This is a genomic window from Mesorhizobium sp. P2_B5, from assembly GCF_056404775.1.
Map to the genome: position 1 here is coordinate 879,841 of NZ_JBFUDJ010000001.1, position 13,920 is coordinate 893,760.

Genomic DNA, 13,920 nt, shown 5'->3' on the forward strand with positions numbered 1-13,920 from the left:
CGCTCAAATGCGACCTCGCTCAGGCGACTTTACTATTTATTGAAGCTGTTAAGGCTAGGTTTAAGCCGAGCTTCTTTCCGACAAAGGCCGTGATAATGAACGCAGCCAAGGCGGGTGCTTCCTCCTGGAAGTCCGATATGACGCTGGCGCTGCTTGCCATGCTGGTGGCGCTGGCCGTCAATGCCACCACGGGCTTTCGCGAATTGAGCAATGCCGGCGGCGACAACGACAGCCTGCTGCGGCTGGTCGAGGTTCGCGATATGCTGGCCGGCCAGGGCTGGTTCGACCTGCATCAGTACCGGATGGGGCCGGAAGGCGGCTTCATCATGCACTGGTCGCGGCTGGTCGATGCGCCGCTCGCGGCCATCATCCTCGTCGCTTCGGCGCTGATCGGCAGCATGGCCATGGCCGAGGCGATCGCACAGGTGCTGTGGCCGGCGCTGCTGTTTTTCCTGGCGGTGTTCTTCCTCGCCCGCGCGGCGCGCAGCTTTGCCGGCGCCGGCGCCGTACTGCCCGCAATCGTCATCGGCGCGGCGGCGCTGCATTTCATCGGCATCTTCTTGCCGGGTGCGCTCGATCATCACAATGTCCAGCTGACGCTGACCATGGCCAGCCTCAGCCTGCTGCTCGAGGCGCCCACGCACCGCTGGGCGGCGCTGTTTTCGGGTCTGTGCGCTGCACTGACGCTGGCCGTCGGCATGGAAACCGCGCCCTATGTCGCCACCATCGGCGCCTGCATCGCCTTGCTGTTTGTCGCCGACCCCGGCGGCGAGCACCGGATCGCAAGGGACTTCGGTCTCGGCTTTGCCGGGGTTTCGGCGTTCGTCTTCGTCACCACCATCCCGCCATCGGCTTGGGGCCAGGCGCAGTGCGATGCCTTTTCGGCCGTGCAATTCGTTGTTGCGGCAATCGCCGGACTGGGCCTTGCCGTCGTGACGTCGCTCAGGGCGTCCAATGGCACGGCCGGCCGCCGGCTGATCTCGCTCGGTCTGCTCGCGCTTGTGCTGGGCGCCGTCGTCGTGGCGCTGTTCCCGCAGTGCCTTGCCGCGCCCTACGCAAACCTCGATCCGCGCCTCAAGGAATTGTGGCTCGACCACATCGATGAGGCACAGTCGCTGTTCCATATTGCCGTCAGCGACCCGGCCTCGGTGGCGGCGCGCTATGTCACGCCGCTGGTGGCGATCGCGCTGATGGGGCTTCGGCTGCGCGGACCGTGGCGCCGCCAGGACAGCCTCGTCGGCGCCTTGCTGGCCGCCGCCTTCATCGTCAGCGCCTGGCAGGTCCGCGGCTCGACATTCTCGATCGCCTTTGCCGTCATCCCGCTGTCGGCCTGGATCGCAACATGGCGCGAACGGGCGAGCATCAGCCCTTCGCGCAGCGTGTCGCTGCGCATGGCGGCAGTCTGGCTGGTGTCGGTGAATGCCGTCTGGGCCGGCGCTGCCGCCGCCACCTCGAGCGCATTCGAGGCCGATAAGGTCTCCGCCGAGGCCAAGGACGCCGATCCGGCCTGCACGCGCAAGGCCTCCTTCGCGACGCTGGCCGGGCTGCCGGACACCACGGTGCTTGCCATTTCCAATCTCGGCTCGCCCATCCTGGCCTATTCCGGCCACCGTGTCTTTGCCGGCCCCTATCATCGCAACATCGCCGGCGACCTGCTTGCGCTCGATGCCTTCCTCGGATCGGCGGACCAGGCCAAGGCGATCGTGGCGCAGCACCATGTCGGCCTGGTGGCGCTCTGCCGTGGCAGCGCCGAAACCAAGGTGCTCGCCGCCAAGGCGCCGCAAGGCTTCCTGGCCCAGCTGATGCAGGGAGGCGTCCCCGATTGGCTCGAACCGGTGGCCGAAACGCGTGGAAACCCGGTCGAACTCTACCGCGTCCGCTAAAGCATCATTCGCCAGCGAAAAATCGATTTCGCGATACGGTTCCTAAACGCTTTGCTGCCAGTCTCAGCGTAAATTTCGGACGTCAAAAACAGGGATACCGATGCAAACGACGTTTGGCACCGGGCAGGCAAGCAGGGAAAACTCGGATCTGGCGTTCACCGACACGCTGACCGGGCTTGGCAACCATCGCCGCTTCTTCGACAAGGTCGACCGCCTGATCAGCGACCGTGCAGACGATCCCGCGCCCTTCACCGTCGGCATTCTCGACCTCGACGGCTTCAAGCCAATCAACGATCTGTTCGGCCACAAGGCCGGCGACGACATATTGATCCAGGTGGCGATGCGGCTGCGCGCCTCGATGGACAGCCATTCCACCGTCTGCCGCATCGGCGCCGACGAATTCGCCTTCCTCTATCCGATGGTGTTCTCGGAGGAAGCCGCGGCCGAGAAGTCGCGCATGATGATCGAAATCCTGTCGGCGCCCTACGATGTCGGCGAACGCACCGCCAGGCTTTCGGCTTCGGTCGGTTGTTCGCTGTTCTATTCCGGCGACGAAACCACGGAAATCCTCGTCAACAAGGCCGAAACGGCGCTCTACCATGCCAAGCGTTCGGGCCGTGGCCGCGTCGTCGTCTATACCAGAGAGATGGAAGAGGCGGCCAAACGCGTCACCCGCATCGAGCAGGCGCTGCGCCGAGCCGTCTCGGCCGGCGAGGTGGAGCCGCATTTCCAGCCGATCGTCGATCTCAATACCCGCCGCACCATTGGTTTCGAGACGCTGGCGCGCTGGACCGATCGCGACCTCGGCGTCGTCCCGCCGACCGTGTTCATTCCCATCGCCGAGGAGCGCGGCATCATCGGCCCGCTGTCGCAGCTGGTGTTGCGCAAGGCGACCGAAGCGGCGCGCAGCTGGCCGAAGGACCTGTTCCTGTCCTTCAACCTGTCGCCCTCGCAGCTTGTCGATCAGAACACCGGCCTGCACATACTGTCGATCCTCGACCGCACCGGCTTCGATCCGCGCCGGCTCGAGATCGAGATCACCGAAACCGGCCTGATGAACGATCCGGCCTCGGCGGAGAAGATCGTCGAGGACCTGCGCCGCGTCGGCATCCGCGTCTCGCTCGACGATTTCGGCACCGGCCAGTCCTCGCTCGGCCGCTTGCGCGAATTCCACTTCGACAAGCTCAAGATCGACCGCGCCTTCGTCTCCTCGATCCTTGACGACCGTCCGTCGGAGCACATCATCCGCGCCATTCTCGCCATGTGCGACGGGCTCGGCATGGACGTCGTCGCCGAAGGCATCGAGGAGGAGGCGCAAGCCGACCGCCTCGTCCAGTTCGGCTGCGCCGGCGGCCAGGGCTATTTGTTCGGCAAGCCGGTCGATGCCGACGCCACGCTTGGCTATCTCCGCGATTCCTATCGTGGCGCCCTCTACGCCAAGGCGATCTGAGCGCCGGCATGCCATTCATCGAGCAGGTCAGCGGTTTCAGGCCGGGCTGGGCTTCGCCCGGCGTCTTGCGTCTTTTTGTCTGACATAAGCCGAACAAATCGCCGTTTTCGCCCTTGCTCGCCGGACTTGGCTGGATAGGATGCGCGCCGACCGGACCAGAGCAATTCCGGAAAAGTGTGAAACGGTTTTCCCGGAAAAAACGCGTAGCGCTTTCCGTGGGAATTGCGTCAATCAAAGAGATAGAGCTGTTACCCCGTTGCCATGAAACGGGGAACCGCTCTGGGAGACAAGAAATATGATGCCATCGGCGGATTTTGCCGACCTCAGGGGCGCCTCGGTGCTGATCACCGGTGGCGGTTCGGGCATCGGTGCGGCGCTGACCGAGGGTTTTGTTCGCCAGGGCGCCAATGTCGCCTTCATCGACATCGCCGATGGCCCAAGCACGCTGCTTGCCGACCGCGTCGAAAAGGAACTTGGCCGGCGGCCGCTCTACCTCAAGACCGATCTGCGCGATGTCGAGGCGTTGCGCGCCTCTGCTGCCCGGGCGGCAGAAGTGCATGGCGACGTCACCGTGCTGGTCAACAATGCCGCGTGGGACGAACGCCACGATGTCGCTGAAGTCACCGTCGAGTTCTGGGACAACAATCTTGCCGTCAATCTGCGCCCGCATTTTTTCACCGCGCAGGCGGTGGCGCCGGGTATGAAGCGGGCCGGCGGCGGCTCGATCATCAACTTCACCTCGACCTCCTATCTCATCAACCACCCCGACATGCCGGCCTACACCGCCGCCAAGGCCGGCATCCTCGGTCTCACCAAAGGCCTCGCCGGCAAGCTCGGCGTCGACGGCATCCGCGTCAACGCGATTGCGCCGGGCTGGGTGATCACCGAACGCCAGAAAGAACTCTGGGTCACCGAACAGGGGCTCGCCGCTCATGTCGCCAAGCAATGCATCAAGCAGGTGATGCAGCCCGACGATATTGTCGGCACCGTGCTGTTCCTTGCCTCCGACGCCTCGCGCATGCTGACGGCGCAAATGCTGATCGTCGACGGAGGTTTCCTGTGAGCCCGACAAGCCAGGCAGCAGCGGGCAAAGCCCTGGCCGTCGCCGCCGTCGACTGGGGCACGACCCGTATGCGGGTCTGGCTGGTCGACGAGGCGGGTGGGGTGCTTGCCGAACGTCGCGGCGATGACGGCCTGATCACCGCGCAGCAGAAAGGTTTTTCGGCCATCCTCGAAGGCCATCTAGCGGCGCTTGGCGCACCTGACACACTGCCGGTCATCATCTGCGGCATGGCCGGCTCGCGCCAGGGCTGGCTGGAGGCGCCCTACGTCACCGTGCCGGCGCCGATCGGCGCCATTCTCGCGGGCGCCGCCCGCATTCCCGGCCAGAGCCGCGACATCCGCATCGTGCCTGGCCTGGCGCAGCGCCTGGAAGACGCGCCGGATGTGATGCGTGGCGAGGAAACCCAGCTTGCCGGCGCCGGGTTGCCGGCTAAGGGACGCCATCTCGTCTGCATGCCCGGCACCCATTCGAAATGGGTCCTGGTCGAGGACGGCGCGGTCGATGGCTTCTGCACCTGGCCGACCGGCGAGCTGTTCTCGGTGCTGGCCACTCACTCGATCCTGCGTCATTCGCTGGGCGAGAACCCGAAGCCGGTCACCCCGGACAATCCGTTCTTCCAGAACTGGTGCCGCAAGGCGCTTGCCGAAGGCGGCGATGTTACCTCGCGGCTGTTCTCGATCCGCGCCGCCGGCCTGCTTCAGGACTTGAAAGCCGACGAGGCTGCCGCGTGCCTGTCCGGCCTGCTGATCGGCGGCGAAATCGCCTCGGCAGGCCGCCTCTACGGCGAAAGCGCCACCGCAATCGTGCTGGTCGCCTCCGGTGCGCTTGCCGCCCTTTACCGGCAGGCGCTCGACCTGGCAGGTCTTGCCGTCAGGACGGTCGACGCCGACGAGGCGGTGCGTGCCGGCCTGATCGAGGCCGCGCGGGAAAATGGCATGATTGCCAGAAATGGAGTGAGCGCGTGACCCAGACCGCACCTTTCCCGAAGCTCAAGCGTGGTCTTGTCGCCATTCTGCGCGGGCTGAAGCCCGGCGAGGCTGTCGCCATCGGCCAGGCGCTGTTTGATGCCGGCATCGAAGCCATCGAAGTGCCGCTCAATTCGCCCGAGCCGTTCGTCTCGATCGCCAGCATTGTCGCGGCGCTGCCCAGGACGGCGCTGGTCGGCGCCGGCACGGTGCTGACTTCAGCCGATGTCGACGCTTTGGCCAAGGCCGGCGGCAAACTGCTGGTCAGCCCTAACATCGATGCCGAGGTCATGGCCCGCGCCATGCACCATGGCATGGTGACGATGCCCGGTGTGTTCACCCCCACCGAAGCATTTCTGGCCATCCGGCTTGGCGCCTCGGCGCTGAAATTCTTCCCGGCAAGCGTGCTTGGCGCCGGCGGCATTTCGGCGATGCGCGCCGTGCTACCTGCCGACACCGTGGTCGGCGCGGTCGGTGGCGTTTCGGAGAAAGACTTTGCCGGCTACAAGTCGGCTGGGGTGACCGCTTTCGGCCTCGGCTCCAGCCTGTTCAAACCCGGCATGAGCGTCGACGAGGTGGCCACGCGTGCCCGGGCGGCGGTGACGGCCTGGGATGCGGCGTTCGGCGGAGAGGCATGATGGACAAGGTTTCGGTCTTCTCGGATCATATCTGCGAACTCGGCGAGGGGCCGAGCTACGATCCGGCCACCGATACGCTGTTCTGGTTCGACATCGTCAACGGGCTGTTGCTGGAGCAGGGCGTCACCTCAGGTGTGCTGAAAGTCCATGAGCTCGGCCAAATGGCCAGCGCCATCGCCATCATCGACGACAAGCGCCAGCTTATCGCCACCGAGACCGGCCTGCACGTCCGCGATGTGGCGACCGGCAAGCTGACGCTGCATACGGCCATCGAAGCCGACAATGCGCTGACGCGCTCCAACGATTCGCGCGTCCACCCTTGCGGCGCCTTCTGGGTCGGCACCATGGCCAAAAACGAGGGCAAGGGCGCCGGCTCGATCTACTGGTTCTTCAAAGGCGAGCTGCGTACGCTTTACACCGGCATCACCGTGTCGAACTCGATTTGTTTCTCGCAGGATGGGACGATCGCCTACTACACCGACACCGCGACCGGCCTTTTGATGCGCGTCGCCTGCGACCCCGCGACCGGCCTGCCGGTTGGCGAATCGAAAGTGTTCGTCGACCACCGCTCCTCGAAGGGCTATGTCGACGGCTCGGTCGTCGACCGCGACGGCGTGTTGTGGAACGCCGTCTGGGGCGGCAAGGCGGTCAAGGCTTATGCGCCCGACGGCACGCTGCTGCGCGAAATCCCGATGCCGGCGACGCAGTCCTCCTGCCCGGCCTTTGTCGGTTTCAAGGCCGACCGGTTGGCGGTGACCTCGGCCTGGAAGGGCAAGGACGACAAGCAACGCAAGCTCGATCCGCAGGCCGGCATGACCTTCCTGCTTGACATCCCCGTCAACGGCCGCTTCGAGCCGCGCGTGCTGATCGCCTGACGATCGTCTGCCCCAGGCTGTCACGCAACCGCCCGGCCCGGTCGGTTTCACGCAAGCCGATGGTGCCTGCCGTGCGATGGTAATAGCCTCTATCGCCGGGAGCCGACCATTCAATGCCGCAGAACCACCCGACCTTGATCCTCGTCCACGAGCCGGAAAAGGCCTGTTTCGACCGGCTGGTTGCCGACGGCTTTCCTGCCGAGCGTGCCCTGGAAATCTCGTCCTATTTGGCGCAATCGACCGATCTTGCCCCCGAATTCGATGAACTTGCCGCCGCTTGCGAGCGACGCAGTCTCGCCTTCCTGCCGGTCGAACTCGACGATGCGGCAGCAACGCTGGCGAAAGCCGATCCTGAAACGACCTTGGTCTGGACGCTGACCGACGGTATCGCCTATTTCCGCGGCGCTGCGGCGCCTGCACTTGCCAGGCTGAATGGACTCAGGACCATCGGCGCCGACGATGCGCTGTTCGCGCTCTGCCAGGACAAGTTCCGTTCCGGCGCTGTGCTCGGCGCGCTCGGCCTGCCGGTGCCGCAGGCCGGCCTTGCCCGCGACGGCCGCTGGCTGGCTGAGCCGCCGCCATCAGCCGCCGGCTGGTTCGTCAAGCCGAACCGGCTCGGCTCCAAGGTCGGCATCTGGCCGGATTCGCGCTGCCACGAGCTGCAGCACGCGCTGGAACTTAGCCGGCGTGTCTATGCCGCCTATCGCGACGATATCGTCGTCCAGCCCTATGTCGCCGGCCGCAATGCCCGCGCCAGCTTCCTCGGGCTTGAGCCGGAAACCGGCGCCGAAGCGCTCGGCATCGCCTTTGTCGATTCCGGCGGCGATTTCCAGACCATGGCCGACTCGATGGCGCTTTACGGCGACACCGGCGAGGCCGCCAAGGCAGCCGGGCTCTACAGCGAACCGGTGCTGGAGCCGGTCGTCGATGCCCAGCCGGCTGCCGCGGCAACCATCCGTCGTATTGCCGAGCGACTAATGAGCGGGCTTGGCCTGCGCGACGTGTTTTCCATCGACTTCAGGGTCGAGGCCGACGATCACGTCCACCTCATCGAGTTCGAGGTCTGCCCCGGTCTGCCCTGCTTCGATTTCCGTGCCTATTGTCGGGCACAGTGGGGCATGACACTGACCGATGCGATGGCCGCAACCGCCACCAACCGGTTCAAGCGCTAGACCCCCTCGACCAGCACGATCTCTCCGTCGGCCACCTTCTGGCGGATGGCGACGGCGCGCTGGTATTCCGGCGAGTGATAGCAATCATGCGCCACGCTGAGCGATTCGAATTCGATGATGACGTTGCGGGCGCGGCCTTGGCCCTCGGCCTTTTCGTGCTCGCCGCCGCGCGCCAGGAATTTCGCGCCAAAGCGGTCGAAGGCAAGTTTTGAGGCCGCGACATAGTCCTTGTAGCCTTCAGCATCGCGCACATCGACGCGGGCGATCCAGTATCCCTTTGGCATTGTTCTTCTCCTGGTTCGAAAAATGTCAGGCGGCGCGCATCTCTTCCAGTATGGCCTCCGCCGCTGCACGCCTGTCGCTTGCAGCGACGATAGGGCGGCCCACAACAAGATGGCTGGAGCCGTTGCGGATTGCCTGGCCGGGCGTCACCACCCGCTTCTGGTCGCCGTGGTCGCTGCCCTTGGGCCGGATGCCGGGTGTCACCACCGCCATGTCGGGGCCGACGATGCGGCGCACCGCTTCCGCCTCCTCGGCCGAGCAGACGACGCCACCCATGCCGGCATGCAGCGCCTGTTCGGCTCGCCTCAGCACCAGCGTGTGCGGATCGTATTCATAGCCGGCGTCGATCACGTCCTGCTCGTCCATCGAGGTCAGCACGCTGACCGCCAGCAGGCAGAGATCGCTGCCTTTGGCGGCTTCCACCGCGGCACGCATCGCCTTGGGATAGGCATGGATGGTGAGCATGGTCATGCCCATGCGCAGGATGTTCTCGACACCTTTGGCCACCGTGTGGTCGATGTCGAGCAGCTTCATGTCGAGAAATATCTTGGTGCCGCCGCTGGCCAGCTCCCTGGCGAAGTCTAGCCCGCCGGCGAAGGCCAGCTGGTAGCCGATCTTGTAGAAGGAGACGACGCCATCGAGCTCGCGCACCGCATGTTCGGCTTCTTTCACCGTCGGCAAGTCGAGGCCGACAATCAGTCTGTCTCTCATGGTCTGTGCCTGCATGGCTCCGGCAATCATGCCCCGATCCGGGTCGACAGCATGCGCGAGGTTTCGATCAGCGTGCGGCATAGGTGCTCCATCGATTTGTTCAGTCTCTCATCCCTGAAATTGCCGTCGGCGTCGAAGGCACTGCCGCCATCAGCTACCGAGCATTCCGGCGTCACCACTTCCATCCGGCAGCGCACCAGCACGGCGCGCAGATGGTTGATGCAGCGTATCCCGGCGAAATGTCCGTTGGAAGACGAGCACAGCCCGGCGACCTTGCCGGCAAACGGCCTGAACGTGCGGCCGCTATCCGTGCGCACCCGGCTTACCCAGTCGATCGTGTTCTTGAGCAGCGGCGGGATCGAGCCGTTATATTCCGGCGTCGCGATCAGCAGTCCGTCATGGGCGGCGATCAGACGGCCAAGCTTCACGGCATTGTCGGGAACGCCTTTTTCCTTTTCGAGATCTTCGTCCAGGATCGGCAGCGTATAGTCGGCCAGCGAAATGCGCGTCACCTCGGCGCCCTGCATGGCCAGCTCCTTCTGCGCCACATCGGCGGTCCTGCCGCTGAAGGCGCCGCTGCGCACCGAGCCGGCAAAGACGAGGATTTTCGGAATCACTGCCATTGGCCAACCTTGTCCCGGGACAGGTACAGCCAAGGATCACTCAAATCAATGCGCCTCGCGGCGGTAGATCCACAGCTGCGTCGGCGGGATGTTGCGGAAGATGAAATCGAAATGCTTGACCGTGTAGTCGCCGCGGCCGGGCGGGATCGGCGACAGCGGCCCGTAGGTCAGCTGTACGATCGGCCGCCCCACCGGGATGCGGTCGAGCAGGCTTTCGATATAGGCGATGCGCTGTGCGACCGGGAAGTTGAGCAGCGGCACGCCGGAGACGACGGAATCGAAGACCATCCCGCTCTTCTCGCCAAGCGTCGCGTTGAGATTGAAGGCATCGCCCTCGATGACGTTGACACCGGGATAGAGCTGGCGCAGATGGCGCACGAAATCGGTGTTGTATTCGACCGCGTAGAGGTTTTCGGGCCGAACGCCCTGGGCGAGGATGGCGCGGGTGATGACGCCCGTGCCCGGGCCGACCTCAAGCACCGGCAGGCCGGACTTCGGATTGACGATCGAAGCCATCTTGCGGGCGGTGATGGAGCTTGTCGGAACGATCGAGCCGACGGTCTTCGGCTTGTCGATCCAGCCTTTGAAGAATTTCAGCTCGTCGTCGAACTTTTCCGCCAGCGCCTTCCGCAATCCCGGACCACGTGCCATGCAAGTTCTCCTCAACCACCCCCCTGCATGCTACTTAGCAGCTAACAGGTCCAAGGCAAGGCACGATCTGGCATAAGATGTTGATGACGTTCGGGAAGCGCTAACGCAAGTCGCCCAAAAGTGTGAAGCGGTTTTGGGACAACGTCTTGCGTCAGGAAAAATGTCAGCGCTCGCTGAAGGATTCGAAAAAGTCCTTCATGCGGGCGAAGAAACCGCTCGACTGGGGCGAGTTTTCCTTTGACGACAGCTGTTCGAACTCCTCCAGCAGCTCCCGCTGGCGCCGCGACAGGTTCTGCGGCGTCTCGACCGCGGTCTGGATGTAGAGGTCGCCGACATTGGGCTGGCGCAGCACCGGCATACCCTTGCCCTTGAGACGGAACTGGCGGCCGTTCTGGGTGCCCTCGGTCACTTTCACCTTGGTCTGGCTGCCGTCCAGCGTGGTCACCTCGAACGAGCCGCCGAGCGCTGCCGTCGTCATCGAGATCGGCACCTTGCAGTAAAGGTCGGCGCCGTCGCGCTGGAAGAATTCGTGCGGCTTCACCGCCAGGAAAATATAGAGGTCGCCCGAGGGGCCGCCGCGCAGGCCGGCTTCGCCCTCATTGGCAAGCCGGATGCGGGTGCCGTCCTCGATGCCGGCCGGAATGTTGACCGACAGCGAGCGTTCCTCGGTGACACGACCCTGGCCGGCGCATTTCGGGCACGGGTCCTTGATCGTCTGGCCGCGGCCCTGGCATTGCGGGCAGGTGCGCTCGATCGAAAAGAAACCCTGCGTGGCGCGGACCTTGCCGTGACCATGGCACATCGAGCACGTCACCGGCTGGGTACCGGGCTTGGCGCCGCTGCCGGAGCATTCCGTGCACGAGATCGAGGCCGGCACGCGGATTTGCGCGGTCTTGCCGGCAAACGCCTCTTCCAGCGTGATTTCCATATTGTAGCGCAGATCGGCGCCGCGCTCGCGGCCGCCGGAAGAGCGGCGCTGGCGCCCGCCCATCATGTCGCCGAAAATATCCTCGAAAATGTCGGCGAAGCCGCCGGCGCCAAAACCTTGCGCGCTGCCATTCATGCCGCCTTGCTCGAAGGCGGCGTGACCGAAACGATCATAGGCCGCGCGCTTCTGCGGATCCTTCAGCGTCTCGTAGGCTTCGTTGATTTCCTTGAATTTGTGCTCGCAGGAATGATCGCCGGGGTTGCGATCGGGATGGAACTGCATGGCGAGCTTGCGGAAAGCGCTCTTGAGCTCCCTGTCGTCCGCGCCCTTTTGTACGCCCAGCGTTTCGTAGAAATCAGCTTTCATCTTTTCCCGCAGTCCGGATGCTCAACATCTTGATGCATGTTGCGTCGTTTGCCGGCACGTTGTCTCGATTTAGGAGCGGTGCTGCCCGGATGCTAGGGCCGGCGCGGACTTGTCTGTGTTTTTTCGGCGACTTTTTCGGCAGGGCCCGCACTTTTTTCAGCGAGGGTTGCAAAAAAGCCCGGCCTGCGCCGGGCTTTCCGCACTATCTTGCCGTCAGGCCGTTCAGGCCGACTTCTTCTTGTCGTCGTCTTCGTCGATTTCTTCGAAATCGGCGTCGACCACGTCGCTATCCTTGGCAGCGTCCGCCTTGGCGTCGGCTTCCGCCGCTTCCTTCTGCGAGGCCTCGTACATGGCCTGGCCAAGCTTCATCGAAGCTTCGGCAAGGGTCTGCGACTTGGCCTCGATATCGGCAGCGTCGTCGCCTTCCGCCGCGGTCTTCAGCGCGGTGATCGCATCCGATATCGCCGTGCGCTCGGTCTCCGAAACCTTGTCGCCATACTCCTTCAGCGACTTCTCGGACGAATGCACCAGCGCCTCGGCCTGATTGCGGGCCTCGACCAGCGCACGCCGCTGCTTGTCGGTCTCGGCATTGGCTTCGGCGTCCTTGACCATCTTTTCGATGTCGGCGTCCGAAAGACCACCCGAGGCCTGGATGCGGATCTGGTGCTCCTTGCCGGTGCCCTTGTCCTTGGCCGAAACATTGACGATGCCGTTGGCGTCGATGTCGAAAGTGACCTCGATCTGCGGCACGCCGCGCGGCGCCGGCGGGATGCCGACCAGGTCGAACTGGCCGAGCGCCTTGTTGTCGGCGGCCATTTCACGCTCGCCCTGGAAGACGCGGATGGTCACGGCCGACTGCGAATCCTCAGCGGTCGAGAACACCTGGCTCTTCTTGGTCGGGATCGTCGTGTTGCGTTCGATCAGGCGGGTGAACACGCCACCCAGCGTCTCGATGCCGAGCGACAGCGGCGTCACGTCGAGCAGCAGTACGTCCTTGACGTCGCCCTGCAGCACGCCGGCCTGGATGGCGGCGCCGAGCGCGACGACCTCATCCGGGTTGACGCCCTTGTGCGGCTCCTTGCCGAAGAACTGCTTCACGATCTCCTGGATCTTGGGCATGCGGGTCATGCCGCCGACCAGGACCACTTCGTCGATTTCGCCAGCCTTCAGGCCGGCATCCTTGAGCGCCGCCTTGCACGGCTCGATGGTGCGCTGGACGAGGTCGTCGACCAGCTGCTCGAACTTGGCGCGGGTCAGCTTCAGCGTCAGGTGCTTCGGGCCGGTTGCGTCGGCGGTGATGAAGGGCAGGTTGATTTCGGTCTGCGTCGTCGACGACAGCTCGATCTTGGCCTTTTCAGCCGCCTCCTTGAGGCGCTGCAGGGCAAGCTTGTCGTTCTTCAGGTCGATGCCCTGTTCCTTCTTGAACTCGGCCGCCAGATATTCGACGAGACGCATGTCGAAATCCTCGCCGCCGAGGAAGGTGTCGCCATTGGTCGACTTCACCTCGAACACGCCGTCGCCGATCTCGAGCACCGAAATGTCGAACGTACCGCCGCCAAGGTCATAGACGGCAATGGTCTTGCCATCCTTCTTGTCGAGGCCGTAGGCGAGCGCGGCTGCCGTCGGCTCGTTGATGATGCGCAGCACTTCCAGGCCGGCGATCTTGCCGGCGTCCTTGGTGGCCTGGCGCTGGGCGTCGTTGAAATAGGCCGGAACGGTGATGACCGCCTTCTCGACCTTCTCGCCGAGATAGGCTTCCGCCGTTTCCTTCATCTTCTGCAGGATCATGGCCGAGATCTGCGAGGGCGACTGCTTCTTGCCGCCGGCTTCGACCCAGGCATCGCCATTGTCGCCCTTGACGATCTTGTAGGGGACAAGCTTCTTGTCCTTCTCCGTCACCGGATCGTCATAGCGGCGGCCGATCAGGCGCTTGACCGCGAAGATGGTGTTTTCAGGATTGGTGACCGCCTGGCGCTTGGCCGGCTGGCCGACGAGACGTTCGCCGTCGCCCGAGATGGCGACGATGGAAGGCGTCGTGCGCGCGCCTTCCGCATTCTCGATTACCTTGGGTTCCTTGCCATCCATGATGGCGATGCAGGAGTTGGTGGTGCCGAGATCGATACCGATTACTTTTGCCATTTTTCTAGTCTCTCCGCTAAGCAGGCTCTCAGGACCCGTAAGGCGTTCCGACGAAAGCCCCTGTTCACAAGAAATTCCGCCCCGGCTACCGGCATTCCGGCGCTGGGCGGCTTGGCGCGTATATAAGAACAGGCGGCATCGGGCGCAAGCATTCTGCGCATGGCGTCCACGATG

The 13,920-nt window shown here is 64.2% G+C and carries 13 protein-coding genes; 7 read left to right on the top strand and 6 right to left on the bottom strand.

All coding sequences use genetic code 11. The features are described 5' to 3' along the window. Positions 1-95: 95 nt before the first annotated feature. From AC1D1N_RS04515 to AC1D1N_RS04545, 7 genes are all read left to right on the top strand, one after another. The gene (locus AC1D1N_RS04515) at positions 96-1,883 is read left to right on the top strand and encodes a GtrA family protein (protein ID WP_477346889.1); all 1,788 of its coding nucleotides are present in this window, start codon (positions 96-98) and stop codon (positions 1,881-1,883) included. Between the two features lie 100 nt (positions 1,884-1,983). After that, the gene (locus AC1D1N_RS04520) at positions 1,984-3,333 is read left to right on the top strand and encodes a putative bifunctional diguanylate cyclase/phosphodiesterase (RefSeq protein WP_112559054.1); all 1,350 of its coding nucleotides are present in this window, start codon (positions 1,984-1,986) and stop codon (positions 3,331-3,333) included. Between the two features lie 295 nt (positions 3,334-3,628). After that, a complete protein-coding gene (locus AC1D1N_RS04525; protein WP_436257492.1) occupies positions 3,629-4,396 on the top strand; it encodes an SDR family NAD(P)-dependent oxidoreductase in 768 nt (255 codons plus the stop codon). Continuing rightward, positions 4,393-5,361 carry a 2-dehydro-3-deoxygalactonokinase gene (locus AC1D1N_RS04530; protein WP_477346891.1) on the top strand — a complete coding sequence of 323 codons (969 nt, stop codon included), beginning with the start codon at positions 4,393-4,395 and terminating at the stop codon, positions 5,359-5,361. The genes AC1D1N_RS04525 and AC1D1N_RS04530 overlap by 4 nt, the downstream gene beginning before the upstream one ends. Next, on the top strand, positions 5,358-5,999 hold the full coding sequence (locus AC1D1N_RS04535) for a 2-dehydro-3-deoxy-6-phosphogalactonate aldolase (protein WP_436257494.1): 642 nt from the start codon (positions 5,358-5,360) through the stop codon (positions 5,997-5,999). The genes AC1D1N_RS04530 and AC1D1N_RS04535 overlap by 4 nt, the downstream gene beginning before the upstream one ends. After that, complete coding sequence (locus AC1D1N_RS04540) at positions 5,999-6,874, top strand: SMP-30/gluconolactonase/LRE family protein (RefSeq protein ID WP_112559050.1); 876 nt, start codon at positions 5,999-6,001, stop codon at positions 6,872-6,874. The genes AC1D1N_RS04535 and AC1D1N_RS04540 overlap by 1 nt, the downstream gene beginning before the upstream one ends. A gap of 113 nt (positions 6,875-6,987) precedes the next feature. Further along, the gene (locus AC1D1N_RS04545; protein WP_477346893.1) at positions 6,988-8,046 is read left to right on the top strand and encodes a D-alanine--D-alanine ligase family protein; all 1,059 of its coding nucleotides are present in this window, start codon (positions 6,988-6,990) and stop codon (positions 8,044-8,046) included. On the opposite strand, the gene AC1D1N_RS04550 is transcribed toward AC1D1N_RS04545, so the two are convergent. The 6 genes from AC1D1N_RS04550 to dnaK all read right to left on the bottom strand — a co-directional run bounded on the left by AC1D1N_RS04550 (position 8,043) and on the right by dnaK (position 13,746). Next, complete coding sequence (locus tag AC1D1N_RS04550; RefSeq protein ID WP_112559048.1) at positions 8,043-8,330, bottom strand: DUF1330 domain-containing protein; 288 nt, start codon at positions 8,328-8,330, stop codon at positions 8,043-8,045. The two genes, AC1D1N_RS04545 and AC1D1N_RS04550, sit on opposite strands and share 4 nt — an antisense overlap. A 25-nt stretch (positions 8,331-8,355) precedes the next feature. Next, positions 8,356-9,069 carry an orotidine-5'-phosphate decarboxylase gene (gene pyrF / locus AC1D1N_RS04555; protein WP_477346895.1) on the bottom strand — a complete coding sequence of 238 codons (714 nt, stop codon included), beginning with the start codon at positions 9,067-9,069 and terminating at the stop codon, positions 8,356-8,358. Beyond that, positions 9,066-9,662 (bottom strand): NADPH-dependent FMN reductase, encoded by a 597-nt coding sequence (locus AC1D1N_RS04560; protein ID WP_112559047.1) that lies wholly within the window; start codon positions 9,660-9,662, stop codon positions 9,066-9,068. Before AC1D1N_RS04560 ends, pyrF begins: the two co-directional genes overlap by 4 nt. 45 nt (positions 9,663-9,707) lie before the next feature. Beyond that, a complete protein-coding gene (gene pmtA, locus AC1D1N_RS04565) occupies positions 9,708-10,313 on the bottom strand; it encodes a phospholipid N-methyltransferase PmtA (RefSeq protein ID WP_477346897.1) in 606 nt (201 codons plus the stop codon). A gap of 163 nt (positions 10,314-10,476) precedes the next feature. Beyond that, the gene (gene dnaJ, locus AC1D1N_RS04570) at positions 10,477-11,607 is read right to left on the bottom strand and encodes a molecular chaperone DnaJ (RefSeq protein ID WP_436257498.1); all 1,131 of its coding nucleotides are present in this window, start codon (positions 11,605-11,607) and stop codon (positions 10,477-10,479) included. Between the two features lie 222 nt (positions 11,608-11,829). Next, on the bottom strand, positions 11,830-13,746 hold the full coding sequence (gene dnaK / locus AC1D1N_RS04575) for a molecular chaperone DnaK (protein ID WP_112559044.1): 1,917 nt from the start codon (positions 13,744-13,746) through the stop codon (positions 11,830-11,832). Positions 13,747-13,920 lie beyond the last annotated feature (174 nt).

Coding starts and splice junctions, on each gene's coding strand:
- AC1D1N_RS04515 (WP_477346889.1), top strand. CDS start 96: ATGAACGCAGCCAAGGCGGGTGCTTCCTCCTGGAAGTCCGATATGACG.
- AC1D1N_RS04520 (WP_112559054.1), top strand. CDS start 1,984: ATGCAAACGACGTTTGGCACCGGGCAGGCAAGCAGGGAAAACTCGGAT.
- AC1D1N_RS04525 (WP_436257492.1), top strand. CDS start 3,629: ATGATGCCATCGGCGGATTTTGCCGACCTCAGGGGCGCCTCGGTGCTG.
- AC1D1N_RS04540 (WP_112559050.1), top strand. CDS start 5,999: ATGGACAAGGTTTCGGTCTTCTCGGATCATATCTGCGAACTCGGCGAG.
- AC1D1N_RS04545 (WP_477346893.1), top strand. CDS start 6,988: ATGCCGCAGAACCACCCGACCTTGATCCTCGTCCACGAGCCGGAAAAG.
- AC1D1N_RS04550 (WP_112559048.1), bottom strand. CDS start 8,330: ATGCCAAAGGGATACTGGATCGCCCGCGTCGATGTGCGCGATGCTGAA.
- pyrF (WP_477346895.1), bottom strand. CDS start 9,069: ATGATTGCCGGAGCCATGCAGGCACAGACCATGAGAGACAGACTGATT.
- AC1D1N_RS04560 (WP_112559047.1), bottom strand. CDS start 9,662: ATGGCAGTGATTCCGAAAATCCTCGTCTTTGCCGGCTCGGTGCGCAGC.
- pmtA (WP_477346897.1), bottom strand. CDS start 10,313: ATGGCACGTGGTCCGGGATTGCGGAAGGCGCTGGCGGAAAAGTTCGAC.
- dnaJ (WP_436257498.1), bottom strand. CDS start 11,607: ATGAAAGCTGATTTCTACGAAACGCTGGGCGTACAAAAGGGCGCGGAC.
- dnaK (WP_112559044.1), bottom strand. CDS start 13,746: ATGGCAAAAGTAATCGGTATCGATCTCGGCACCACCAACTCCTGCATC.